This is a genomic window from Streptomyces piniterrae, from assembly GCF_005048155.1.
Lineage (GTDB): Bacteria > Actinomycetota > Actinomycetes > Streptomycetales > Streptomycetaceae > Streptomyces > Streptomyces piniterrae.
Genome location: NZ_SUMB01000007.1, coordinates 62,567 through 85,542, shown reverse-complemented (window position 1 = coordinate 85,542; position 22,976 = coordinate 62,567). Strand labels below are relative to the sequence as shown.

Sequence of the window (22,976 nt, the reverse complement as noted above, 5' to 3'; positions counted from 1 at the left end):
GCGGCCGCGCCGGGCGGTTCAGACGGCGAGCGCCTGGGCCCGGCGCTTCACCTCCGTGCCGCGATTCTCGCGCAGTGCCTGCGCCGGGGTGCCGGGCAGGGAGTCATCAGGGGTGAAGAGCCACTCCAGCATCTCGTCGTCGGCGAAGCCGTCGTCGCGCAGGAGCGTCAGGGTCCCGACGAGGCCCTTGACGACCTTGCCGTCCTTGATGAAATCGGCCGGCACCTGAAGCGCCCTGTTCTCGCCGCGGCGCACCGCGATCAGCTGGCCCTCCTTGACCAGCTGCCGGACGCGCGTCACCTCGACGCCGATCTCTTCGGCGATGTCGGGGAGGGTGAGCCAGGCGGGGACGAGTCCATCGATGTTTGCGTCAATCTCGGTCACAGGACAAGCCTGCCACCTCGCACTGACAGCCGGTAGCCGGGCATCGCCATCAGGGGGTGGCGCCCCGCCCGCGGCGGGCCCGGCCATGACCCGTCGGGCAGCATCGGACAGGCCTAGCTCACCGCCGACTTCAGCGAGACGGACGCGTCCGCGGCGCGCTGCCGGTCCAGGGCGGCGCCCCGCTCGATGAGCTTGCGCCCCTGTGCGAGGTCCCTCGGCCGGCCCACGGCGAGCAGCGCGACCAGCCGGCCGTCCCGCAGCCAGACCACCGACCAGGCGGCGCCGGTCGGGTCGCCGCGCCAGACCAGCTCGTCGGCGGCCGAGTGGTGGCCCGCGTACTGCACGAACCGGCCGAACTGCTCGGACCAGAAGTACGGGACCGGGTCGTAGGCCAGGCCCTCCGCGGGCTCGCGGGCGATGTTCTCGGCGACCGTACGGGGGCCCTGGAGGGCGTTGTCCCAGTGGTGGATCAAGAGGCGGCGGCCGTAGCGGGCGGACGGGAAGGAGGCGCAGTCGCCGACCGCGTAGACGTCGGGGACGGAGGTGCACAGGTGCTCGTCGGCCAGCACGGATCCGTCCTCGGGCGACAGGGCGACGCCGGATCCTGCCAGCCAGCCGGTGGCCGGCCGGGCGCCGATCCCGACGACCACGGCGTCGGCGGAGAGCGTCGTACCGTCCGCGAGGGTGACCGCGCCCGGCGCCACGGACGCGACCGAGACTCCGGTGCGCAGATCGGCCCCGGCGTCCGCGTACCAGTCGGTCATATGGGCGGCGACCTCGGCGGGCAGCGCGCCGGCCAGCGGGCGGTCGGCGGCCTCGACGACGGTGACCGCGCAGCCCGCCTCGCGGGCCGCGGTCGCGAACTCCGCGCCGATCCAGCCGGCCCCGACGACCACGATCTTGTGCTGGCCGGCGAGCACCGGGCGCAGCCGCTCGGCGTCGTCCAGGGTGCGCAGCAGATGGACGCCGGGCACCCCTTCGCTGCCGGGCAGCACGACCGGATCGGCGCCGGTCGCGAGCACCGCGTAGTCGTACGGGATGGGCCCCTCGGCGGTCTCGACGACATGCGCGTCGGGGCGCAGGGCGGTGACCCGGCGGGCCAGGTGCAGCTCGATGCCGAGCGCGCCGAAGTCGATGTCGAAGGCGGCGCCGTCGGCCTTGCCGAGCAGCAGGGCCTTGGACAGCGGTGGGCGGTCGTAGGGCTGGTGGGGCTCGTCGCCGAGCAGTGTGATCGCACCGCGCCAGCCCTGCTCACGGAGGGCGACCGCGGTCTGCACACCCGCTATTCCCGCGCCGACGATCACGACGCGCGGCGTGCGGTCAGGGGCCTGGGAGGACGTGCTGTGCTCGCTCACCCGATCACTGTAGGACGGTGTGTCGCGCCGCTCGCAGCAGCGCGCAAGGAGATCTCTGACACACCGTCACGATCGGCCGCCTCGGGGCGCCGCCCCCGCGGGACCCCGGGGCGCTCCCTTACGGCGCGTCGCGGGCCCGTATTAGGGTGACCGATGCACGCACTCGCGGGAGCCCGGACGCACCGGGCTGAGAGGGAGGCTGGCCGGCCTCCGACCGTACGAACCTGATCCGGGTCATGCCGGCGAAGGGAGGGGCTGGACGCCCATGCATCCACCTGCCACAACACCGACGTCATCCACCGCATCCATCTCGTCGTCCATCTCATCGGCGACCCCGTCCGGGCACCCCGACGTGCTCGTCATCGGGGGCGGGATCATCGGGCTGGTCACGGCCTGGAAGGCGGCCGCCCGTGGGCTCACCGTGGCCGTGGCCGACCCCGCGCCCGGCGGCGGCGCCGCCCGGGTCGCGGCCGGCATGCTGGCCGCGGTCACCGAGCTGCACTTCGGCGAGCAGACCCTGCTCGGCCTCAACCTCGCCTCCGCGGGCCGCTATCCACGGTTCACGGCGGAGCTGGAGGAGGCCAGCGGGCAGCGGATCGGCTACCGGCGGTGCGGCACCCTCGCCGTCGCCCTGGACGCCGACGACCGCGCCCATCTGCGCGAACTGCACGCCCTGCAGACCCGCTCCGGACTGGACTCGCAGTGGCTCTCGGGGCGCGAGTGCCGCCGGCTGGAGCCGATGCTGGCCCCCGGGGTGCGCGGCGGTCTCCGGGTGGACGGCGACCACCAGGTCGATCCGCGCCGACTGGCCAGCGCCCTGCTGATCGCCTGCGAGCGGGCCGGGGTGGCCTTCCACCGTGGCTGGGCGAAGCGGCTGACGGTCTCCGGGGGGCGCGCCTCGGGCGTCGAACTCGACGACGGCACACGGCTGTCGGCCGGTCAGACGGTGCTGGCCGGAGGCAGCCACAGCGGGCGGCTGGCCGGCGTACCCGAGGACGTGCTGCCTCCGGTGCGGCCGGTCAAGGGACAGGTACTGCGACTGCGCATGCCGGACGCACCGGCCGGCGGGCCCGCCTTCCTGTCGCGCACCGTACGGGCCGTCGTACGGGGCGGGCCGCTCTATCTGGTGCCCCGGGAGAACGGCGAACTGGTCGTCGGCGCCACCAGCGAGGAGCTGGGCTGGGACACCACCGTCACCGCGGGCGGCGTCTACGAGCTGCTGCGGGACGCGCACGAGCTGGTCCCCGGCATCACCGAGCTGCCGCTGGTCGAGACCTGCGCCGGGCTGCGCCCCACCTCCCCCGACAACGCCCCGCTGCTCGGCCCGTCCGCGCTGCCCGGCCTCCACCTGGCCACCGGGCACTTCCGCAACGGGGTGCTGCTGACGCCGGTCACCGGTGAGGCGATGGCCGAGGCGCTGGCCACCGGGAACCTCCCGGAGGAGGCCCGCCCGTTCTCCCCCGCGCGGTTCCCCGCCGCGGCCGTCCACGGGCCGGCAGGCGCCCGCGTCCCAGAGGAGCAGCCCGTATGAGCGCCCCCGGTGGCCACACCGTTTCCGTGTCCGTCAACGGGGAGGCCCGCGAGATCCCCGGCGGCCTCACCCTCGACCGGCTCGTCGCGACCCTCTCCACGGCGCCTGGCGGGGTGGCCGCCGCGGTCAACGAGACCGTGGTGCCGCGCACCCAGTGGCCCGCCACCGCCCTCGGCGACGGCGACCGCGTCGAAGTGCTCACCGCGGTCCAGGGAGGCTGATCCGCAGACATGACCGAAACCGCAGACATGACCGAGGCAACCGGCACAGCCGATGCGGCGGCCCCCGACGCCCTCACCATCGCCGGCACCACCTTCCGGTCCCGCCTGATCATGGGCACCGGCGGCGCGCCCAGCCTCGACGTCCTGGAACGCGCGCTGCTCGCCTCCGGCACGGAACTGACGACGGTCGCCATGCGGCGGCTGGACCCGACCGTGCAGGGCTCGGTGCTGTCCGTACTGCAACGGCACGGGATCCGGGTGCTGCCGAACACCGCGGGCTGCTTCACCGCGGGCGAGGCGGTGCTCACCGCCCGGCTCGCCCGGGAAGCGCTCGGCACCGACTGGGTCAAGCTGGAGGTCGTCGCCGACGAGCGGACCCTGCTGCCCGACCCGATCGAGCTGCTGGACGCCGCCGAGACCCTGGTGGACGACGGTTTCACGGTGCTGCCCTATACGAACGACGATCCGGTGCTGGCCCGGAAGCTGGAGGACGTCGGCTGCGCCGCGATCATGCCGCTGGGCTCGCCGATCGGCTCCGGTCTCGGCATCCGCAATCCGCACAACTTCCAGCTGATCACCGAGCGCGCCACCGTCCCCGTCGTGCTGGACGCGGGCGCGGGCACCGCCTCGGACGCCGCACTGGCGATGGAGCTGGGCTGCGCCGCGGTGATGCTGGCGTCCGCGGTGACCCGGGCGCAGGAGCCGGAGCTGATGGCCGCGGCGATGCGGCACGCGGTCGAGGCGGGCCGGCTGGCGTACCGCGCGGGCCGGATCCCGCGCCGCCACTTCGCGCAGGCGTCGTCGCCGACGGAGGGCGTGGCGGAGCTGGATCCGGAGCGGCCGGCGTTCTGAGCGGCGCGGCGGAGGCGGGGCGGACGAGGCCGTGTTCCCGCCAGGAAGCCATGTTCCTGTCACCGTTCGGCTGCAGTACGGCCGGGGAGCGGCCGGGGCGTGAGACCTGTCGGTGCTTGCTCGTAGACTCGTCTGCCGTGGATACGACCCTCCAGGACCCACTCGTGGGCCAGCTGCTCGACGGCCGCTACCGCGTCCAGGCGCGCATCGCCGCCGGCGGGATGGCCACGGTCTACCGGGCCATGGACACCCGGCTCGACCGTGTGCTCGCGCTGAAGGTGATGCACCCGACCCTCGCCATGGACGACGCGTTCGTCGACCGGTTCATCCGTGAGGCGAAGTCGGTCGCGCGCCTGTCGCACCCGAACGTGGTCGGCGTCTTCGACCAGGGCACGGACGGCACATACGTCTATCTGGCGATGGAGTACGTCGCGGGGTGCACACTGCGCGACGTGCTCCGCGAGCGGGGCGCGCTGCAGCCGCGGGCCGCGCTGGACATCCTGGAGCCGGTCCTCGCCGCCCTGGGCGCCGCGCACCGCGCCGGCCTGGTGCACCGCGACATGAAGCCGGAGAACGTCCTGATCGGCGACGACGGCCGGGTCAAGGTCGCCGACTTCGGTCTGGTGCGCGCCGTGGACACCAACACCACCGCCTCGACGGGCTCGGTCCTGGGGACGGTCTCCTATCTGGCCCCCGAGCAGATGGAGCACGGCACCGCGGACACCCGGGTGGATGTCTACGCCTGCGGTGTGGTGCTCTACGAGATGCTGACCGGCGGCAAGCCGCACACCGGCGGCTCCGCGGCGCAGATCCTCTACCAGCATCTGCACGAGGACGTGCTGCCGCCGTCCGAGCTCGTGCCCGGTCTGGCGCCGCAGCTGGACGACCTGGTGGCGCTGGCCACCGCCCGCGATCCGCAGCAGCGCCCGCAGGACGCGGTGGCCCTGCTGTCCCGCTCCCGCGCGGCCCGCGCCGAGCTGACCGACGCGCAGCTGGACGTCGTGCCGCCGCAGGCCAAGGAGACGCCCGCCCAGGGCTCCGATGGGGGTCCCCCCGCTCGAGCGAAGTCGAGAGTGGGGGAGGGCGGCGACGCCGAGCGCACGGACGTGCTCCCGCGGATCGGCGGCGTCCAGATGCCGCTGCCCGTCGAGGAGACCGGGGACGGGCTCAACCGCACCAGCCGGCTGGAGGTGCCGCCGCCGGCCGCGGCGCCGACGGACCAGACGACGCGGCTGCGCCCGGTGGCCGCCGCGGCGCCCCGTGGCGGGCTGCTCCAGCGGCACCGGCTGCTCACCATCGTCGCGGCCGTCCTGCTCGTCCTCGGGGTGGGCACCGGCGTCTGGTACATCAATATCGGCCAGTTCACGACCGTCCCGGCGGTGCTGGACATGCCGCAGGCCAAGGCGGAGAAGACGCTGCGGGACGAGGGCCTGGGCGTGAAGGTGAAGCGGGACTTCAGCGCGACCGTGGCGCGCGGCCATGTCATGGCCACGGACCCGGCGACCGGCCGGCAGATCCGCGGTACGGGCACGGTCACCCTCACCATCTCCCGCGGCCCGGAGATCGTCACGATCCCCGAGCTGTCCGGCACCCCGGTCGCTGACGCCAAGCGCAAACTGCGCGACCTCGGGCTGGCCCCGGGCACCGAGCGCCGGGAGTTCGACGCGGACGTCGCCAAGGGCTCGGTGATCCGTACGGACCCGGCCCCGGGCACCAAGCGGCACCCCGATACGGCGGTGGCGCTCACCATCAGCCGTGGCCCCGCCGTGCAGGTGCCCGATGTGATCGGCGACGACCGGGCGGACGCCGTGGAGACGCTGCGTGACGAGGGCTTCAAGGTGAAGTTCGCGGCCCGGCCGGTGTTCTCCCAGGAGGACCGGGGCACCATCGCCCAGCAGTCGCCCGATGAGAACACCGAACTGGGCAAGGGCGACACCGTCACCCTCACGCTCTCCAAGGGCCCTGAGATGGTCACCGTCCCGGACGTCACCGGTCAGAGCGAGGCGGACGCCAGGAAGACGCTGACGGATCGCGGCTTCCGGGTCGAGGTGAAGAAGCCGTTCCTCTTCCCCCAGGACGAGGTCGAGAGCCAGTCGGTCGAGGGCGAGGAGCAGGCGCCGAAGGGCAGCACGATCACCATCAAGCTCAAGGGAGCGCTGTAACGGGGGCGAGGTTCCCGCGCGGTCGGGGAGCGGTGTCGGGGACCCTTCGGGTCCCTGGCACCCTGGGAGCGTGAGTACTCCCCCGTTCCCAGAGCGCGCCGAGCGGCGTGCCCGTGCCCGTAATCCGGTCGGCGGCCATGTGCCGGTGGCCGGCGGCCTGGCCAAGGTCGGCCTTCCGTACGCCGCCGAGATGGGCGCCGAGACCGTGCAGGTCTTCGTGGCCAATCCGCGCGGCTGGGCGACGCCGCCCGGCAACCCCGGGCAGGACGAGGCGTTCCGGGCCGCCTGTGCGCGGGACGGCATCCCGGCGTATGTGCATGCGCCGTATCTGATCAACTTCGGCTCGCACACCGAGGCGACCGTCGAGAAGTCCGTGGCGTCGCTGCGGCACTCGCTGCGCCGCGGCCGGGAGATCGGCGCGCTCGGGGTCGTCGTGCACACCGGCTCGGCGACCGGCGGGCGCCCTCGCGCGCAGGCGCTGGCGCAGGTCAGGGAGCGGCTGCGGCCGCTGCTGGACGAGCTGACGCGGGACGACGACCCGTGGTTGCTGCTGGAGCCGACGGCGGGCCAGGGGGCGTCGCTGTGCTCGCTGGCGGAGGATCTCGGGCCGTACTTCGAGGCGCTCGACCGGCACCCCAGGCTCGGGGTCTGCCTCGACACCTGCCATGCCTTCGCGGCCGGTCACGACATGGCGGCGCCGGGCGGGATGAAGGCGCTGCTGGACGAGCTGGTGGAGGTCACCGGCGAGGGGCGGCTGAAGCTGATCCACGCCAATGACTCCAAGGACGTGGCCGGCGCGCGCAAGGACCGGCACGCCAACATCGGCGCCGGGCACCTCGGCGCGGAGCCGTTCGGGGAACTGTTCCGGCACCCGGCGACCGCCGGCGTCCCTCTGGTGATCGAGACACCCGGCGGCAAGGAGGGGCATGCGGCGGATGTGGCCCGCCTGAAGGAGCTGCGCGCGTCGGCCTCTTCGTAGCGGAGCCACGCGTCACGGTGCGGGCCCCGGCTCAGAGCTCGGGGCCCTCGCCCGGCTCCTCCTGGTAGGAGTAGCGCTGTTCACGCCACGGGTCGCCGAGGTTGTGGTAGCCGCGCTCCTCCCAGAAGCCGCGGCGGTCCGCCGTCATGTACTCGATGCCGCGGACCCATTTGGGGCCCTTCCAGGCGTACAGGTGCGGGACGATCAGCCGTACCGGAAAGCCGTGTTCGGCGGTGAGCAGTTCTCCGGAGCGGTGCGTGGCGAAGATGCAGTTCTCCGCGGCGAAATCCGCCAGCCGCAAATTCGAGCTGAATCCGTACTCGGCCCACACCATCACATGGGTGACATCCGGCGCGGGCGGCGCGAGCTCCAGGATCGTCTGTGTGCGGACCCCGCCCCATTCGGCGCCCAGCATGCTGAATTTGGTCACGCAGTGCATATCGGAGACGACCGTCGAATACGGCAGTGCCGTGAATTCCTCATGCGACCAGCAGTGCTTGCCGCCGTCCGCGGTGGCGCCGAAGGCCCGGAACTCCCAGCGCTCGGGGCGGAACTTCGGAACCGGCCCGTAATGCGTCACCGGCCAGCCCCGCTGAAGTCGCTGCCCCGGAGGGAGCTGAGGATGCTCCTGTTCGCGGCGTTCCGGCTGACCCATGCCCTCCATGTTGTCAGACCGGGAGGGGTGCCGATGACCAGGGACGGACGGATTCGGGCAACTCGCACTAAGCGTGAACTTACTGGACGGCTCGCTCCGGGCGGTGCGAGGATGCGCGGCATCTGCCCAGTTCACGCGCGGAAGGAGCCCGCTGCCATGCAGGGCGACCCCGAGGTCATCGAATTCCTCAACGAGCAGCTGACTGCCGAGCTGACCGCGATCAACCAGTACTTCCTGCACGCCAAGATGCAGGAGAACTTCGGCTGGACGAAGCTCGCGAAGTACACCCGCAGCGAGTCGTTCGACGAGATGAAGCATGCCGAGGTGCTGACCGACCGCATTCTCTTCCTCGAAGGGCTGCCGAATTACCAGCGGCTGTTCCATGTGCGCGTCGGCCAGACCGTCACCGAGATGTTCCAGGCGGACCGGCAGGTGGAGGTCGAGGCGATCGACCGGCTCAAGCGCGGTATCGAGGTGATGCGCAACAAGGGCGACATCACGTCGGCGAATATCTTCGAGAGCATCCTCGCGGACGAGGAGCACCACATCGACTATCTCGACACCCAGCTGGAGTTGGTCGAGAAGCTCGGGGAGGGGCTCTACATCGCCCAGCTGATCGAGCAGCCGAGCTGACGGGCCGACGGGCTACGCGGCCCCCGGGAGCCCCGCGAGCACCGCTTCGGCCTCCTCCGCGACCAGCGGCTCGGACGCGCCGTTGTCGATGAGCTCACGCCGGGGGCAGGCGCCGCGGCCGAGCAGTGCCTGGATGCGGCGCACGCAGTTGCCGCAGTCGGTGCCGGCCTTGCAGGCGGAGGCGATCTGGCGGGGCGTGCAGGCACCCGAATCCGCGTGGTCGCGGACCTGCTGCTCGGTGATCCCGAAGCATGAGCAGACGTACACGCGGTTCACCCCCGAGGAGGATTGGCTCGTCGATCCGGCTGATCTTGAGTGAGGTAACCCTTACCTTACCTGTCACGGCGGGTGCTCCACAACGCGGTGGGGCGCGGATCACAGGATCCGCGCCCCACTGTTGTGTCTTCGTACGAGCTACTGGTCGCGGTACATCTCCGCCACCAGGAACGCCAGGTCCAGCGACTGGCTGCGGTTGAGCCGCGGGTCGCAGGCCGTCTCGTAGCGCTGGTGCAGATCGTCGACGAAGATCTCGTCGCCGCCGCCCACGCACTCCGTGACGTCGTCACCGGTCAGCTCGACGTGGATGCCGCCCGGGTGGGTGCCGAGGCCCTTGTGGACCTCGAAGAAGCCCTTGACCTCGTCCAGCACATCGTCGAAGCGGCGGGTCTTGTGACCCGAGGCCGCCTCGAAGGTGTTGCCGTGCATCGGGTCGCAGATCCACGCGACCTGGGCGCCGGAGGCGGTGACCTTGTCGACCAGCTCGGGGAGCTTGTCACGGACCTTGTCCGCGCCCATCCGGGTGATGAAGGTCAGCCGGCCGGGCTCACGGTCCGGGTCGAGGCGCTCGATGAGGGTGAGCGCGTCCTCCGGGGTGGTGGTCGGGCCGAGCTTCACGCCGATCGGATTGCGGATCTTCGACGCGAACTCCAGGTGCGCCCCGTCCAGCTGGCGGGTGCGCTCACCGATCCAGACCATGTGGCCCGACACGTCGTAGAGGTGGCCGGTGCGCGAGTCGGTGCGGGTCAGCGACGACTCGTAGTCCAGGATCAGCGCCTCGTGCGAGGCGTAGAACTCGACGGTCCGGAACTCCTCCGGATCCACCCCGCAGGCGTTCATGAAGTTCATCGCCCGGTCGATCTCGCGGGCCAGCGCCTCGTAGCGCTGCCCGGAGGGCGAGGACTTCACGAAGTCCTGGTTCCAGGCGTGCACCTGGCGCAGGTCGGCGTAGCCGCCGGTGGTGAAGGCGCGCACCAGGTTCAGCGTCGCAGCGGAGGCGTGGTACATCCGCTTGAGCCGCTGCGGGTCCGGGATACGGGCCGCCTCGGTGAACTCGAAGCCGTTGACGGAGTCGCCGCGGTAGGTCGGCAGCGTCACCCCGTCGCGGGTCTCGGTCGGCTTGGAGCGGGGCTTGCTGTACTGGCCGGCGATCCGGCCGACCTTGACCACCGGGACGGAGCCGGCGTAGGTCAGTACGGCGCCCATCTGGAGGAGCGTCTTGAGCTTGTTCCGGATGTGCTCGGCGGATACGGCGTCGAAGGCCTCCGCGCAGTCGCCGCCCTGGAGCAGGAACGCCTCACCACGGGCGACGGCTCCCAGGCGCTCGCGCAGCTGGTCGCACTCGCCCGCGAAGACGAGCGGCGGATAGGACTCGAGCTCCGCGATCACATCGCGCAGAGCCTCTTGGTCCGGCCAGTCAGGCTGCTGCGCCGCGGGCAGGTCTCGCCAGGTGTTGCCACCGGCGTGGGTTTCAGCGTTCACGGTCACATGCCCAACATTACGGGGTCCCGGCGGGCGTCCAGCACGACGACCGCACTATGAGACAGGGTCCACATCCGAAGACGCGGACGGCCCGGCCCCGGCCCGTCATTCCGGGAGCGCGTCGTCCGGAGCGCCGCGGGCGACGGCCGCGAGCGTCTTCAGCGCGTAGGGCAGCACGTCCATGGGAGCGCCGGCCAGGCCGAGGCGTACGGCGTTCGGCGCGGGCGCGGTGCCCTGGGCGCCCTCGGGGGCGACCGCGAAGGCGGTGGCCGGGGTGACGGCGATACCGCGCCGGGCGGCGGCGGCCAGGAAGCTCTCCGCCCGCCAGCCGTCCGGCAGCTGCCACCAGGCGAAGTAGGACCGCGGGTCGCTGCGTACGTCGAACCCCGCGAGGTGCTCGCGGACCTGCGCCTGCCGGGCGGCGGCGTCCCGGCGCTTGGCGCGGGCGATGCGGTCCACGGTGCCGTCGGCCAGCCAGCGGGTGACCGCCTCCAGGGGGAAGCCGGGCGCGGTCCAGCCGCCGGAGCGCAGTGCGGCGGCCACCTTGTCGGTCAGCGGGCCCGGCGCGAGGACCAGGCCGACGGTCAGGCCGGGGGCCAGCCGCTTGGAGAGGCTGTCGACGAGGACGGTGCGCTCGGGCGCGTACGCGGCGAGCGGCGGCAGCGGCAGGGCGGGCGGGAAGGGCACGCCGGGCCGGAGCGGCAGCCCGGGACCGAGCGGCACTCCGGGTACGGCCGGGCCCCCGGCCGGCTCCGCCCGGTACCCGGCGCGGAGCTCCTCCCACGGGGCCTCCTCCCGCTCACCGGCCTCCCCTTCGGCCCGCTCGCCGCCCGCCGCCGCGTCCTCCTGGAGGAAGGCCCAGATCGTGTCCTCGACCGCCCACAGGTCCAGCTCGTCCAGGGTCTCGGCCAGTTCGGTGCGGCGGTGGGGCGGCATGGTCACGCCGAGCGGATTGTGGAGGGTGGGCTGGAGGTAGAGCGCGCGCAGCGGGGCGGAGCGGTGGGCGGCGCGTACCGCGTCGGGGCGCAGCCCGTACTCGTCCGTCGCGAGCGGCACGAGCGTCACGCCGATCCGCGCCGCGATGCCCTTGACCAGCGGATAGGTGAACGCTTCGACGCCCAGCCGGCCGCCCGGGGGTACCAGTGCGGCAACGGAGCCGGCCACCGCCTGCCGCCCGTTGCCGGCGAACAGGATCCGGTCGGGGTCGGCGGCCAGGCCCGTGCGGGCGAGGAGGGCGGCCGCTGCGGTGCGGGCCGCCGGGGTGCCGGCCGGGCCGACGGGTCCCATCGCCGCGCCGAGGGCGTCGGGCCGCAGCAGTGGCGTGATGCCCGCGGCGAGCAGGGCGGCCTGTTCGGGCACGACGGGGTAGTTGAGTTCGAGGTTGACGCGGGTGCCGGCGGCCGGGGCGGCGGGTTCGGCGAGCGCGGGCCCCGGCGCGTGCTGTGCGGCGCGGACGTAGGTGCCCCGGCCGACCTCGCCGACGGTCAGGCCGCGGCGGGCCAGTTCGCGGTAGACGCGGGTGGCGGTGGAGTTGGCGATCCGGTACCGGCGGGCGAAGGCACGCTGGGCGGGGAGCCGGTCGCCGGGGCGCAGCCGCCCGGCGGCGATATCGGCCGCGACCCGGTCGGCGATGCGCTGGTAGTCCTCTGTGGCCATGGCCCCGTCCGCCTCTCGCTCGCCCCTCACGAAAGCTCGGCACTTCCCAGCCATATTGCACCGAGCGCAATGTTTTTATTGCACCGAGATTGTCTGCCTCATAGCATCGAGCCGTCAAGGGGCAGGGAGCCAACTGGCAGGCGAAAGGGGCGGGTTGTGCCGAGCACGTCGTACGCGAAGGACGTCAACGGGATCACCATCGGATACGAGGACCGGGGCGCCGGAGCCCCCCTCGTACTCGTCCACGGCCATCCCTTCGACCGCACGATGTGGACGCCGCAGATCGAGACCTTCGGGGCCGCCGCCGGACCGGACGCCGGCTGGCGGGTGATCGCCCCGGATCTGCGCGGATACGGCACCACGACGGTCGTCCCCGGGATCACCTACCTGGAGACCTTCGCCCACGACCTCGCCGCGCTGCTGGACGCGCTGGGCCTGGCGGCGGAGCGGATCGTGCTCGGCGGACTGTCGATGGGCGGCCAGATCGTCATGGAGTTCGCCAGGCTGTTCCCGCAGCGGCTGCGCGGTCTGGTGCTGGCCGACACCTTCGCGCGGGGCGAGACCCCCGAGGGCAGGGCGATCCGTAACGCCATCGCCGACCGGCTGCTGGGCGAGGGCATGGCCGGCTACACGGACGAGGTGCTGGACAAGATGGTCGCCCGGTACAACATCGAGCGGCAGCCGGAGGTCGCCGCGCACGTCCGCCGGATGATGCTCGGAGCGCCGCCCGCGGGAGCCGCGGCGGCGCTCCGCGGCCGCGCCGAACGGCTGGACTACACCGAGCTGTTGGGGCGGATCACGGTGCCCACGCTGGTCGTCGTCGGCGAGGACGACGAGTACACCCCGGTCTCCGACGCGGAGTTCCTGCACTGGCACATCCCGGACGCGACGCTCACCGTCATCGACGACGCCGCCCACATGCCGAACCTGGAGCAGCCCGGCCAGTTCAACGAAGCGCTCGCGAAATTCCTGGCCACCCTCCCGTAGGGCGTCGGGTAGGGTGCCCACCATGTACGCGCAACCGGCCATGAACATGAACTGGTGGTGGACCGCCCATCCGGCGGCCCACTGATTCGCGCGCACCACACACACTCCGCGAAGGCCGCCCGAGGGGCGGCCTTCGGCGTTTGCGCCGGCCGTTCCTCCCCACCCGGAAGGAACCGCCATGCACCCCGAGCCCCTCGCACCGACCGCCGCCGCGCTCGTCCAGCGGCTGCTCGACCCCGACTGCCCGCCGTTCGCCCTGCTGCGCCGCCGCTCCCACGGGCGGGAGCCCGGCCCCGCCGCCATCGAGGTGCTGATCGGCGAGGTGGCGGAGGTCGAGCGGCTGGCCGACATCCCGCTGGGTGACGGCGTTCCGGCCGCGCCGGTGACCGACGCGCTGGCGCTGATCCCGTTCCGGCAGATCCGCGAGCGCGGCTTCCGCGCCCACGACGACGGCACCCCGCTGGCCGTACTCCGGCCCCGGGAGACCGCCGAACTGCCCCTGGACGAGGTGCTGGCGGCCCTTCCCGCGCATGACGTACGGGTCACGGAAGGGGCGTTCGACGTGGCCGACGAGGCGTACGCGGAGATCGTCGGGCGGGTGGTCAGGGACGAGATCGGCACCGGCGAGGGTGCGAACTTCGTCATCCGCAGGACCTTCGAGGGGCAGATTCCCGACTTCTCGGCGGCCGACGCGCTGGCCCTGTTCCGCCGGCTGCTGGCCGGTGAGCGCGGCGCCTACTGGACTTATGTCGTCCACCGGCCCGGGGTGCGCACCCTGGTCGGCGCCAGCCCCGAGGTGCATGTCCGGATGACCGGCGGAACGGTGGTGATGAACCCGATCAGCGGCACCTACCGCTACCCGGTCGGCGGCCCCACCCCCGAGAGCCTGCTGGCGTTCCTCGGCGACCGCAAGGAGGTCGAGGAGCTGTCCATGGTGGTCGACGAAGAGCTGAAGATGATGTGCACCGTCGGCGACAAGGGCGGGGTGGTGATCGGACCCCGGCTCAAGGAAATGGCCCATCTCGCGCATACCGAATACGAGCTGCGCGGCCGGTCCACCCTCGATGTGCGGGAGGTGCTCAGGGAGACCATGTTCGCGGCGACGGTCACCGGGTCGCCGGTGCAGAACGCCTGCCGGGTCATCGAGCGCCATGAGCCGGTCGGTCCCGACGGGCGCGGGCGCGGCTACTACGCGGGCGCGCTGGCGCTGATCGGCAGGGACGCCGGAGGCGCCCAGACGCTGGACTCGCCGATCCTGATCCGTACCGCCGACATCGCGGCCGGGGGCAGACTGCGCGTCCCGGTGGGCGCCACCCTGGTCCGCGCCTCCGACCCGCACAGCGAGGTCGCCGAGACGCACGCCAAGGCCGCGGGGGTGCTCACCGCGCTGGGCGTACGGGAGGCCCCCGCGCTCCCGGCGGCCGGCGGGGAGCCGCCGCGGCTGGCCGACGACCCGCGGGTGCGGGCCGCGCTGGACGCCCGCCGCGCCGACCTCGCGCCCTTCTGGCTGCGGATGCGGACCACTGCGCCGACCGCCGCGCTGAGCGGCCATGCGCTGGTCGTCGACGCCGAGGACACCTTCACCGCGATGCTGGCGCATCTGCTGCGCACCTCGGGCCTGTCCGTCACCGTCCGCCGCTACGACGAGCCGGGGCTGCGCGAGGCCGCCGTCGCGCATGAGGGGCCGGTGGTGCTGGGCCCGGGTCCGGGCGATCCGTCCGACGCGGCCGACCCCAAGATGCGGTTTCTGCGCGCGCTGACGGCGGAGCTCGTCGCCGGCCACCGCCACGGTCTCCTCGGCGTCTGCCTCGGGCACGAGCTGCTCGCCGCGGAGCTGGGGCTGGAGATCGTCCGCAAGGACGTCCCGTTCCAGGGCGCGCAGGAGCGGATCGACTTCTTCGGGCGCCCGGAGACGGTCGGCTTCTACAACACCTTCACGGCCCGCTGCGATGACACGACGGCGGCCGAACTGGCCATGCACCGCGTCGAGTTGAGCCGGGACGCGGCGACCGGCGAGGTGCACGCGCTGCGCGGGCCCGGCTTCGCCGGCGTGCAGTTCCACCCCGAGTCGGTGCTGACCCTGGACGGCGCCTCGGTCACCGCGCAGCTGCTGGCAGCTGTCCTTGTGTGACCAGCATGTTCTCGTTGGTGCGGCCGGCCAGGTAGTCCTGGACATTGGTCACGGTGGCCTCGATGATCTGGCCGACCGCTTCCTCCGTGAAGTACGCCTGATGTGAGGTGACCAGCACGTTTCCGAACGTCATCAGGCGGGCCAGGGTGTCGTCGTTGATCACGTCCAGGGACCGGTCGAAGAAGAACAGCCCGGCCTCCTCCTCGTAGACGTCCAGGCCGACGCCGGTGAGCCGGCCGGCCTTGAGGGTCTCGACGAGGGCGGCGGTGTCGATCAGCCCGCCACGGCTGGAGTTGACCAGGATCGCGTCGTCCTTCATCGCGGCCAGCGCGTCGGCGTCGATGAGATGGCGGGTGGCCTCCACCAGCGGCACATGCAGGGTGATCAGATCCGCCTCGGCGAACAGCTGCTCCTTGCCGACGTACTTCAGGCCCAGCTCGATACAGCGCGGGTTCTCGACGATGTCCCAGCCGAGCAGGTTCATCCCGATGCCATGGGCGATCCGGGTGAACGCCTCGCCGATCTTGCCGGTGCCCATCACCCCGACCGTACGGCCGCGCAGATCGCGGCCCATGAGGCCGTCCAGCCGGAAGTCGAAGTTACGGGTGCGGTTGGCGGCCCGTACGATCCGCCGGTTCACGGCCAGCGTCAGGCCCCAGGCGAATTCGGCGACCGCGTAGGGCGAGTAGGAGGAGACCCGGCCGATGGTCATGAGGAGGTCGGCCGCGGCCTCCAGATCGATGTTGTTGAAGCCCGTGGAGCGCTGGGCGATCATCTTGGTGCCGCCGGCCGAGAGGGTCTGCAGGACGTCCGCGCTCAGATCGGCGTTGACGCTGGTGCTGACGATCTCGTAGCCGCGCGCGATGGGGGCGGTGTCGCGGTTGAGGAAGACATCCAGGCTGCGGATCTGGTGACGGCCTTCGAAGGCCCTCTCCAGCAGCGGCTGCTCGTCCGCCTGCACGCCGAAGGCAACGATCTCCACGACTGCTCCCGCCGATCCGGATAGGTGGGTTTCCCCGTGTTCTCCCCGCTTTCGGGGTTTCTTCCCGTTTTCGAGCGATAGGCCGAATATACGGCCCATCGCTCGACGACGCCGTCCGGAGCGGGGAGGGAGCGGCCCGACCCGGCCCGGCCCGGCCCGGCTAGCCGAAGAACACGCCGACCTCCGAGTACAGCGACGGATCGACGGTCTTCAGCTTCGCGGTCGCCTCCGCGATCGGCACCCGGACGATCTCCGTGCCGCGCAGCGCGACCATCTTGCCGAAGTCGCCGTCCCGCACCGCGTCGATGGCGTGCAGCCCGAAGCGGGTGGCCAGCCAGCGGTCGAAGGCGCTGGGCGTACCGCCGCGCTGGGTGTGCCCGAGCACCGTCGTGCGGGCCTCCTTGCCGGTGCGCTGCTCGATCTCCTTGGCCAGCCACTCCCCCACACCCGACAGCCGGACGTGTCCGAAGGAGTCCTTCGACTCGTCCTTGAGCACCATCTGGCCGTCCTTGGGCATCGCCCCCTCGGCGACGACCACGATCGGGGCGTAGCGGACCTTGAAGCGGGACTCGATCCAGCGGCAGACCTGCTCGACGTCGAAGCGCTGCTCGGGGATGAGGATGACGTTCGCCCCGCCCGCCAGGCCCGAGTGCAGCGCGATCCAGCCGGCGTGCCGGCCCATCACCTCCACCACCAGCACCCGCATATGGGATTCGGCGGTGGTGTGCAGCCGGTCGATGGCCTCGGTGGCGACGCCGACGGCGGTGTCGAAGCCGAAGGTGTAGTCGGTGGCCGAGAGGTCGTTGTCGATGGTCTTGGGGACGCCGACGCAGGGCACGCCGTGTTCCTCGTGGAGCCGGGCGGCGACGCCGAGGGTGTCCTCCCCGCCGATCGCGATCAGCGCCTCGACCTCCTCCTTCGCGAGGGTGTCGTTGATCCGGCGGATGCCGTCGTCCACCTTGAACGGGTTGGTCCGCGAAGAGCCCAGGATCGTGCCGCCACGGGGCAGGATGCCGCGGACCGCCGCGATGTCCAGCGGGACCGTGTCGCCGTCCAGCGGGCCGCGCCAGCCGTCCCGGAAACCGATGAACTCGTATCCGTGCTCCTGGGTGCCCTTGCGGACGGCGCCCCGGATCACCGCGTTGAGACCGGGGCAGTCGCCGCCGCCGGTCAGTACTCCGACCCGCATCGTTGCCTCACCTACATCCCGTCAGGGCCGCGCACACGGCCGTGAATGAGCCGACCCGGCTCACGCTAATGGTGATCTGGGTCACTCCGGGATGGGGTGATGTCCGATTTCGCGGAAATATCGGGGAGTTGAGAAGATGCGTTCACCCGTACGAGCGGGACCGGATGGGTCTACGCCGCCCGCTACGCGTCGTCGAGGCCGCGCTCGATCGCGTACCGCACCAGCTCCACGCGGTTGTGCAACTGCAGCTTGCCGAGGGTGTTCTGGACGTGGTTCTGCACCGTGCGGTGCGAGATGACCAGCCGCTCGGCGATCTGCTTGTACGAGAGGCCCTTGGCGACCAGGCGCAGCACCTCGGTCTCCCGGTCCGTCAGCTGCGGAGCGCCGGGCTCGTCGGGCGCCGCCGGGGCCGGCTCCGTCGCCAGCCTGCGGTACTCGCCGAGCACCAGACCGGCCAGACCCGGGGTGAACACCGGGTCGCCGACCGCGGTGCGGCGCACCGCGTCGAGCAGTTCCTCGGTGCTCGCCGACTTCAGCAGATAGCCGGTCGCCCCGGACTTGACCGCCTCCAGGACGTCGGCGTGCTCGCCACTCGCGGAGAGCACCAGCACCCGCAGCGCCGGATTGGCGCCGACCAGCTCCTTGCACACCCGGACGCCGGGCAGCTCCGGCAGATTGAGGTCCAGCACCAGCACATCGGGCGCCGCGGCCTGCGCCCTGCGCACCGCCTGGAGGCCGTCCCCGGCCGTCGCCACCACGTCGAACCCGGCCTCCGCCAGATCCCGCGCGACCGCGTCGCGCCACATCGGGTGGTCGTCGACCACCATCACCTTCAGGCCCGCCTGCTCACTCACGTCTTCCCCCCTCTGCCGCCCCCGGGCGCACCGCCCTTGGGGACCTTCAACTCCACTTCCGTGCCCTGTCCGTGAACCGAGATCCAGTCGGCGCTGCCGCCCAGATCCCGCAGCCGCCCGCGGATCGAGAGGGCCACCCCGAGACGGCCCTCGCGCTCGGCGTCGGCGAGCCGGCCCTCGGGGATGCCGGGGCCGTCGTCGCGCACCGTCACGATCACCGCGTCCGGTTCGTCCTCCACCAGGATCCACGCGTGGGCGCCGGCCCCCGCGTGCACCCGCACATTGTCCAACGCGGCACCGACAGCGGCCGTCAGCTCCGCCGCCGCGACGGCCGGCAGCTCGACCGGGGCACCCGGCTCGGAGAAGGTGATCCCGGCACCCGCGTACGGCGCGAGCAGCGCCCGGATGTCGCACGGCGCACCGGGCCGGTCCTCCGGCGGCGTACCGGTCCTGGGCGCCTTCGTGCCCAACACCCCGGCGGTGCCCGGCATTTCCGCCCCGCGCTGCGGCGGCACCAGCCCGCTGGAGACCAACGTCCGCAGCGCGACCTCCTGTTCGCCCGCCATCCGGCCGAGCTCGGCGGCCTCCCCGCCGATCGCGGCACCGCGCCGCTGCACCATCGCCAGCACCTGGAGCACACTGTCGTGGATGTCGCGGGCCAGCCGCTCCCGTTCCCGGGTGGCGGCCTCGATCTGCAGCGCGCGGGCGAGGGTGCGCTCACTGGTGCGGGCCACCTCGACGACATAGCCGATGGCGACGCTGGCCACCCACACCAGGACCACGTTGTGGATGGTGTCGCGGGCGAACTCCTGGCGTTCGACGAGATTGGCCACGGCGACCGCGGCGGAAGCAGCCGCGGCCCACCGCCAGCCGCCCTTGATCGCGAAGCCCAGGACCGCGCCCGCCGTCCAGATGGACGGCAGCGTGGGCCCCCCGTCCATGATGCGGGCGTGGGTGTCGATCAGCGGGGTGATGAGGATGCCGCCGACCGCGAAGGACAGGTCGGCGATCAGGAACTGCCTGGTGCAGCGCTCCCTGGCGGTCGTATGCCGCCAGGTCAGCACCATCCAGAGGGTGAGCGCGCCCATGTAGGCGGCGGCGCCCAGCGGATGGGCGTACTGGTCGTAGGAGAGCGTGACCAGGACGAGGGTGTAGCCGAGGGTGAGGATCCGGTAGCCGGTGAGCGCGCGCCACAGTGGAAGCTCGACGGACATCCGCAGCACTTTCGGGCGCTTGCCCTTCCGCCTGTCCACGGTCCGTATCGCGGCATCCGTCATACCGGCCCCCACCCCCTGCCGGGCATCTCCACGCCCCGGCCTCGGCCTAGCCCTTGCTCTTGCCCTTGCCCGACTTGTTCCCTGCGGCGTGCCCGGACTGCGCGGCCTTCTCGGCCTTCTCGGCCTCCGCCTTCTTCTTCGCCGCCTCCGCCTTCGCCTCGGCGATCTGGCGCTTCGCCGCCGTCGCGTAGATGTCGACGTACTCCTGGCCGGACAGCTTCATGATCTCGTACATGACCTCGTCGGTGACCGACCGCAGGATGAAGCGGTCGCCCTCCATGCCCTGATAGCGGGTGAAGTCCAGCGGCTTGCCGATGCGGATGCCCGGCCGGATCATCTTCGGCACGATCTTGCCCGGAGGCTGCACCTTCTCGGTGTCGATCATCGCGACGGGGATCACCGGCGCCCCGGTGGCCAGCGCGACCCGCGCCAGACCGCCGGGCTTGCCGCGGTAGAGCCGGCCGTCCGGGGAGCGGGTGCCCTCCGGGTAGATGCCGAACAGCTCACCGCGCTCCAGCACCTCGATGCCGCTCTTGATCGCCGCCTCGCCCGCGCCCCGGCCGCCCGAGCGGTCCACCGGGAGCTGGCCCACGCCCTTGAAGAACGCCGCCGTCAGCTTCCCCTTGACGCCCGGGGAGGTGAAGTACTCGGCCTTCGCGATGAAGGTGACCTTCCGGTCGAGCACCGCGGGCAGGAAGAAGGAGTCCGAGAAGGACAGATGGTTGCTCGCGAGGATCGCCGGACCCTCGGCGGGAATGTTCTCGATGCCTTCCACCCAGGGCCTGAAGGCAAGCTTCAGCGACCCGCCGATGGAAAACTTCATTGCGCCGTAGATCAACCGACTGCCTCCTGTGTGTGACGCAAAGAGATTAACCTGCCCCGGCGCCCCGCCGGTCGCGACGGGGCGGCGAGCGGGCGCGACCGGGCCGCGACGGCCCGCCGGGCGCCGGGCACGGGTCCCGACGGGCGCCCGGGACGGGAGTGCCGACTTACCCGTCCGGCGGCCCCCGTCGGACCTATCCGGCCGGGGCCCCTCCGCGTACCCTGGGGTAACTCGCCGGCCCCCTTCATCGATCGGAGTCCCCTGGTGCCGCTGCTTCCCGGAGCCGAGCCGTTCCGCCGTGACGGCGGAGAGGTCGGCGTTCTCGTATGCCACGGCTTCACCGGCTCCCCCCAGTCCGTACGCCCCTGGGCCGAACATCTCGCCGACCACGGGCTGACCGTCTCGCTCCCGCTGCTGCCGGGACACGGCACCCGCTGGCAGGACCTCCAGCTCACCACCTGGCAGGACTGGTACGCCGAGGTCGACCGCGAACTGCGGGCGCTGACCGAGCGGTGCGCCAAGGTCTTCGTCTGCGGGCTGTCCATGGGCGGTGCCCTGGCGCTGCGGCTGGCCGCCAAACACGGCGCCGCGATCAGCGGGCTGGCCCTGGTCAACCCCGGCAACAAGGTGCACGACGCGGCGGCGCCGCTGCTGCCGGCGCTGCGCCACCTCGTACGGACGACCAAGGGGATCGCGAGCGACATCGCCAAGCCGGGCGCGGAGGAGGTCGGCTACGACCGGGTGCCGCTGCACGCGGCGCACTCGCTGCGCCGGTTCTTCCAGCAGGTCGACTCCGAACTCCCCCGCGTCACCCAGCCGTTGCTGGTGATGACCAGCCCGCAGGACCATGTCGTACCGCCCGTGGACTCCGAGCGCATCCTGAGCCGGGTGTCCTCCACGGACGTACGGCAGACCCTCCTGGAGCGCAGCTACCACGTCGCGACGCTCGACCACGACGCGGAGCAGATCTTCCGGGAGACCCTCGCCTTCATCACCCGGCTCGCGCCGGAAGCACACGCGGGCACCGTCGAGGAGGAGGCGGCGGCCAGTGGCGGAGCGTAGCCCCCGCGATCCCCGGGACCCGCTGGACGAAGAGGCCGCGTGGGCCGAGATCGTCGCGGGCTACGGCGAGCAGCCGGAGTTCCCCACGACGGATGACGGCACGGACGGGGAGAAGGACGGCGGCAGGAACGGGGACGGCGACGGGAAGGCCGCGGGCAGCGCGGCGGCGGGCGACGACGCCGGGGCCGCACCCGGTCCCGGGTCCGCGTCCGGTCCCGGCTCCGGCTCCGGCTCCAGCCCCGGCTCCGGCCCCGGCTCCGACGATGCGAAATCCGGCGACGCGAAGTCCGGCGGCGACGCCTCCCGTCCTGGCAGCTTCATCGTCTACGCCCCCGGTGTCGGACCGCGCGACTGGAGCACCGCCGAACCGTCCGACGACGACTTCGACGAGACGGACGAGGGGCACTTCACCCCGCCCGAACCGCCGCCGCTGCCGCACGCCGACGTCACCACCAAGTTCGCTTGGATCGCGGTGCTCGGCGGTCCGCTGCTGCTGGTGCTGATGATGCTGCTCCAGCAGCCGGTGACATGGTGGATCACGGTCCTGGGCATCGGCGGCTTCCTCGGCGGCTTCGCCACCCTGGTGGCCCGGATGAAGAACGACGACGAGGACGACGACGGGACGCCGGGCAGCGGCGCGGTGGTCTGACCTCAGCCGGCCGGCACCCGCAGCGCCGCCAGCACCGGCAGATGGTCCGTGGCGGCCCTGAGATCCGCCTCGTGTACGCCCGGCAGGCCGTGCGGCACCCCGCAGCCGAGCACCTCCACCCCCGCCGTCGTGAACACCGCGTCGATCCGCTGATGCGGGTCATGGGGCGTGGAGGTGAACTCGCCGCCCCACGGCTTCGCCGTCCAGCCGTCGGTGAGCGCGCCCGCCAGCCGCCGGAAACTCCGGCCGTCCGGCCGGTCGTTGAGGTCGCCCCCGGCGACCGCGTGCGGGACGTCCAGCCGCGCCAGCCGTTCCAGGAGCAGCCCGGCCTGCTCGTAACGCTCCTCGGCGGCGAGGCTGAGATGGCAGCTGAGCGCACCGAGCCGGGCCCGGCCGATCCGTACCACGGCGGTCGCGAAACCGCGCTGGTGGAGGCCGGGGGTACGGGGCAGCAGGATGTCCTCCGTGCGCTCCACATGGGCGCGCAGGGTGGAGAGGATCATCGGGCCCGCGGTCGTCCCGCCGCCGGTGACATGGACCAGGCCGGACGCGCGGGCCAGCCGCTCGGCGGCCTTGCGCCAGCGGAAGAACCGCGGCGCCTCCTGGATCAGCACGAGGTCGGGGGCGCAGGCCCTGATGACCCGGGCCAGCGCGGCCCGGTCGTCGCGCATCGAGCGGATGTTGTAGCTGAGCACCCGGATGACGGCCGAACCGTCGGGATCGGTGTGGGAGTCGGGGAGCGGGTTCAACGGTAAGGTCACCCGCGCCAAGATAGGGCAACGGCCCGTCGCGTCCCCGGGACGCGACGGGCCGTTGCCCTACGGATGAGCGGCCGC

Annotated in this window: 23 protein-coding genes and 1 riboswitch; of the genes, 11 read left to right on the top strand and 12 right to left on the bottom strand. The window is 72.3% G+C overall.

Annotated features, from left to right (window positions below):
- Positions 1-18: 18 nt before the first annotated feature.
- Together FCH28_RS20825 and FCH28_RS20820 are read right to left on the bottom strand one after the other, a co-directional pair.
- Positions 19-384: an Rv2175c family DNA-binding protein gene (locus FCH28_RS20825; protein WP_136741587.1), complete on the bottom strand. Its 366-nt coding sequence runs from the start codon at positions 382-384 to the stop codon at positions 19-21.
- Between the two features lie 113 nt (positions 385-497).
- Positions 498-1,739, bottom strand: a complete 1,242-nt coding sequence (locus FCH28_RS20820) for an NAD(P)/FAD-dependent oxidoreductase (protein WP_136741586.1) — start codon at positions 1,737-1,739, stop codon at positions 498-500.
- Between the two features lie 155 nt (positions 1,740-1,894).
- Positions 1,895-2,007, top strand: a riboswitch (TPP riboswitch).
- On the opposite strand from FCH28_RS20820, the gene thiO reads away from it, so the two are divergent.
- The 5 genes from thiO to FCH28_RS20795 all read left to right on the top strand — a co-directional run bounded on the left by thiO (position 2,005) and on the right by FCH28_RS20795 (position 7,484).
- Positions 2,005-3,270: a glycine oxidase ThiO gene (gene thiO / locus FCH28_RS20815; protein WP_187363886.1), complete on the top strand. Its 1,266-nt coding sequence runs from the start codon at positions 2,005-2,007 to the stop codon at positions 3,268-3,270. It overlaps the preceding riboswitch by 3 nt.
- Positions 3,267-3,491, top strand: coding sequence for a sulfur carrier protein ThiS (gene thiS / locus FCH28_RS20810; RefSeq protein WP_136741585.1), 225 nt, complete (start codon positions 3,267-3,269; stop codon positions 3,489-3,491). Before thiO ends, thiS begins: the two co-directional genes overlap by 4 nt.
- A gap of 27 nt (positions 3,492-3,518) precedes the next feature.
- Positions 3,519-4,343, top strand: a complete 825-nt coding sequence (locus FCH28_RS20805; RefSeq protein WP_136741868.1) for a thiazole synthase — start codon at positions 3,519-3,521, stop codon at positions 4,341-4,343.
- Between the two features lie 137 nt (positions 4,344-4,480).
- Positions 4,481-6,505, top strand: coding sequence for a Stk1 family PASTA domain-containing Ser/Thr kinase (gene pknB, locus FCH28_RS20800; RefSeq protein ID WP_136741584.1), 2,025 nt, complete (start codon positions 4,481-4,483; stop codon positions 6,503-6,505).
- Positions 6,506-6,575: 70 nt separating this feature from the next.
- The gene (locus FCH28_RS20795; RefSeq protein ID WP_136741583.1) at positions 6,576-7,484 is read left to right on the top strand and encodes a deoxyribonuclease IV; all 909 of its coding nucleotides are present in this window, start codon (positions 6,576-6,578) and stop codon (positions 7,482-7,484) included.
- Positions 7,485-7,515: 31 nt separating this feature from the next.
- Here FCH28_RS20795 and FCH28_RS20790 read toward each other — a convergent pair whose 3' ends face one another.
- Complete coding sequence (locus FCH28_RS20790; RefSeq protein WP_136741582.1) at positions 7,516-8,148, bottom strand: sulfite oxidase-like oxidoreductase; 633 nt, start codon at positions 8,146-8,148, stop codon at positions 7,516-7,518.
- 147 nt (positions 8,149-8,295) lie between these two features.
- Here FCH28_RS20790 and bfr point away from each other — a divergent pair, with 147 nt between their 5' ends.
- Positions 8,296-8,772, top strand: coding sequence for a bacterioferritin (bfr, locus tag FCH28_RS20785; protein WP_136741581.1), 477 nt, complete (start codon positions 8,296-8,298; stop codon positions 8,770-8,772).
- Positions 8,773-8,784: 12 nt separating this feature from the next.
- On the opposite strand, the gene FCH28_RS20780 is transcribed toward bfr, so the two are convergent.
- The 3 genes from FCH28_RS20780 to FCH28_RS38685 all read right to left on the bottom strand — a co-directional run bounded on the left by FCH28_RS20780 (position 8,785) and on the right by FCH28_RS38685 (position 12,186).
- On the bottom strand, positions 8,785-9,048 hold the full coding sequence (locus FCH28_RS20780; RefSeq protein ID WP_136741580.1) for a (2Fe-2S)-binding protein: 264 nt from the start codon (positions 9,046-9,048) through the stop codon (positions 8,785-8,787).
- A 138-nt stretch (positions 9,049-9,186) separates the two neighbouring features.
- Positions 9,187-10,530: a class II 3-deoxy-7-phosphoheptulonate synthase gene (locus tag FCH28_RS20775; RefSeq protein ID WP_187363892.1), complete on the bottom strand. Its 1,344-nt coding sequence runs from the start codon at positions 10,528-10,530 to the stop codon at positions 9,187-9,189.
- 105 nt (positions 10,531-10,635) lie between these two features.
- Positions 10,636-12,186, bottom strand: coding sequence for an aminotransferase-like domain-containing protein (locus FCH28_RS38685; RefSeq protein WP_222852444.1), 1,551 nt, complete (start codon positions 12,184-12,186; stop codon positions 10,636-10,638).
- Positions 12,187-12,342: 156 nt separating this feature from the next.
- On the opposite strand from FCH28_RS38685, the gene FCH28_RS20760 reads away from it, so the two are divergent.
- The 3 genes from FCH28_RS20760 to FCH28_RS20750 all read left to right on the top strand — a co-directional run bounded on the left by FCH28_RS20760 (position 12,343) and on the right by FCH28_RS20750 (position 15,304).
- Positions 12,343-13,173: an alpha/beta fold hydrolase gene (locus FCH28_RS20760; protein ID WP_246103056.1), complete on the top strand. Its 831-nt coding sequence runs from the start codon at positions 12,343-12,345 to the stop codon at positions 13,171-13,173.
- A 22-nt stretch (positions 13,174-13,195) separates the two neighbouring features.
- On the top strand, positions 13,196-13,258 hold the full coding sequence (locus FCH28_RS40115; RefSeq protein ID WP_136741866.1) for a hypothetical protein: 63 nt from the start codon (positions 13,196-13,198) through the stop codon (positions 13,256-13,258).
- A gap of 93 nt (positions 13,259-13,351) precedes the next feature.
- Entirely contained in the window at positions 13,352-15,304 is a 1,953-nt protein-coding gene (locus tag FCH28_RS20750) for an anthranilate synthase family protein (protein ID WP_136741577.1), read from the top strand.
- Here the strand turns inward: FCH28_RS20750 and FCH28_RS20745 are convergent.
- The 5 genes from FCH28_RS20745 to FCH28_RS20725 all read right to left on the bottom strand — a co-directional run bounded on the left by FCH28_RS20745 (position 15,270) and on the right by FCH28_RS20725 (position 20,429).
- The gene (locus tag FCH28_RS20745) at positions 15,270-16,286 is read right to left on the bottom strand and encodes a 2-hydroxyacid dehydrogenase (RefSeq protein ID WP_136741576.1); all 1,017 of its coding nucleotides are present in this window, start codon (positions 16,284-16,286) and stop codon (positions 15,270-15,272) included. The genes FCH28_RS20750 and FCH28_RS20745 overlap by 35 nt on opposite strands.
- A 160-nt stretch (positions 16,287-16,446) precedes the next feature.
- On the bottom strand, positions 16,447-17,475 hold the full coding sequence (locus FCH28_RS20740; RefSeq protein ID WP_136741575.1) for a 6-phosphofructokinase: 1,029 nt from the start codon (positions 17,473-17,475) through the stop codon (positions 16,447-16,449).
- A gap of 182 nt (positions 17,476-17,657) precedes the next feature.
- Positions 17,658-18,329 (bottom strand): response regulator, encoded by a 672-nt coding sequence (locus FCH28_RS20735; RefSeq protein WP_136741574.1) that lies wholly within the window; start codon positions 18,327-18,329, stop codon positions 17,658-17,660.
- Positions 18,326-19,543 carry a MacS family sensor histidine kinase gene (macS, locus tag FCH28_RS20730; RefSeq protein ID WP_136741865.1) on the bottom strand — a complete coding sequence of 406 codons (1,218 nt, stop codon included), beginning with the start codon at positions 19,541-19,543 and terminating at the stop codon, positions 18,326-18,328. Before macS ends, FCH28_RS20735 begins: the two co-directional genes overlap by 4 nt.
- A 109-nt stretch (positions 19,544-19,652) precedes the next feature.
- Positions 19,653-20,429: a lysophospholipid acyltransferase family protein gene (locus tag FCH28_RS20725; RefSeq protein ID WP_136741573.1), complete on the bottom strand. Its 777-nt coding sequence runs from the start codon at positions 20,427-20,429 to the stop codon at positions 19,653-19,655.
- Positions 20,430-20,693: 264 nt separating this feature from the next.
- Here FCH28_RS20725 and FCH28_RS20720 point away from each other — a divergent pair, with 264 nt between their 5' ends.
- Together FCH28_RS20720 and FCH28_RS38555 are read left to right on the top strand one after the other, a co-directional pair.
- The gene (locus FCH28_RS20720; RefSeq protein ID WP_187363885.1) at positions 20,694-21,491 is read left to right on the top strand and encodes an alpha/beta hydrolase; all 798 of its coding nucleotides are present in this window, start codon (positions 20,694-20,696) and stop codon (positions 21,489-21,491) included.
- Positions 21,478-22,140, top strand: a complete 663-nt coding sequence (locus FCH28_RS38555; protein ID WP_136741571.1) for a hypothetical protein — start codon at positions 21,478-21,480, stop codon at positions 22,138-22,140. The genes FCH28_RS20720 and FCH28_RS38555 overlap by 14 nt, the downstream gene beginning before the upstream one ends.
- A 2-nt stretch (positions 22,141-22,142) precedes the next feature.
- On the opposite strand, the gene FCH28_RS20710 is transcribed toward FCH28_RS38555, so the two are convergent.
- Positions 22,143-22,901, bottom strand: coding sequence for an endonuclease/exonuclease/phosphatase family protein (locus tag FCH28_RS20710; protein ID WP_136741570.1), 759 nt, complete (start codon positions 22,899-22,901; stop codon positions 22,143-22,145).
- Positions 22,902-22,976 lie beyond the last annotated feature (75 nt).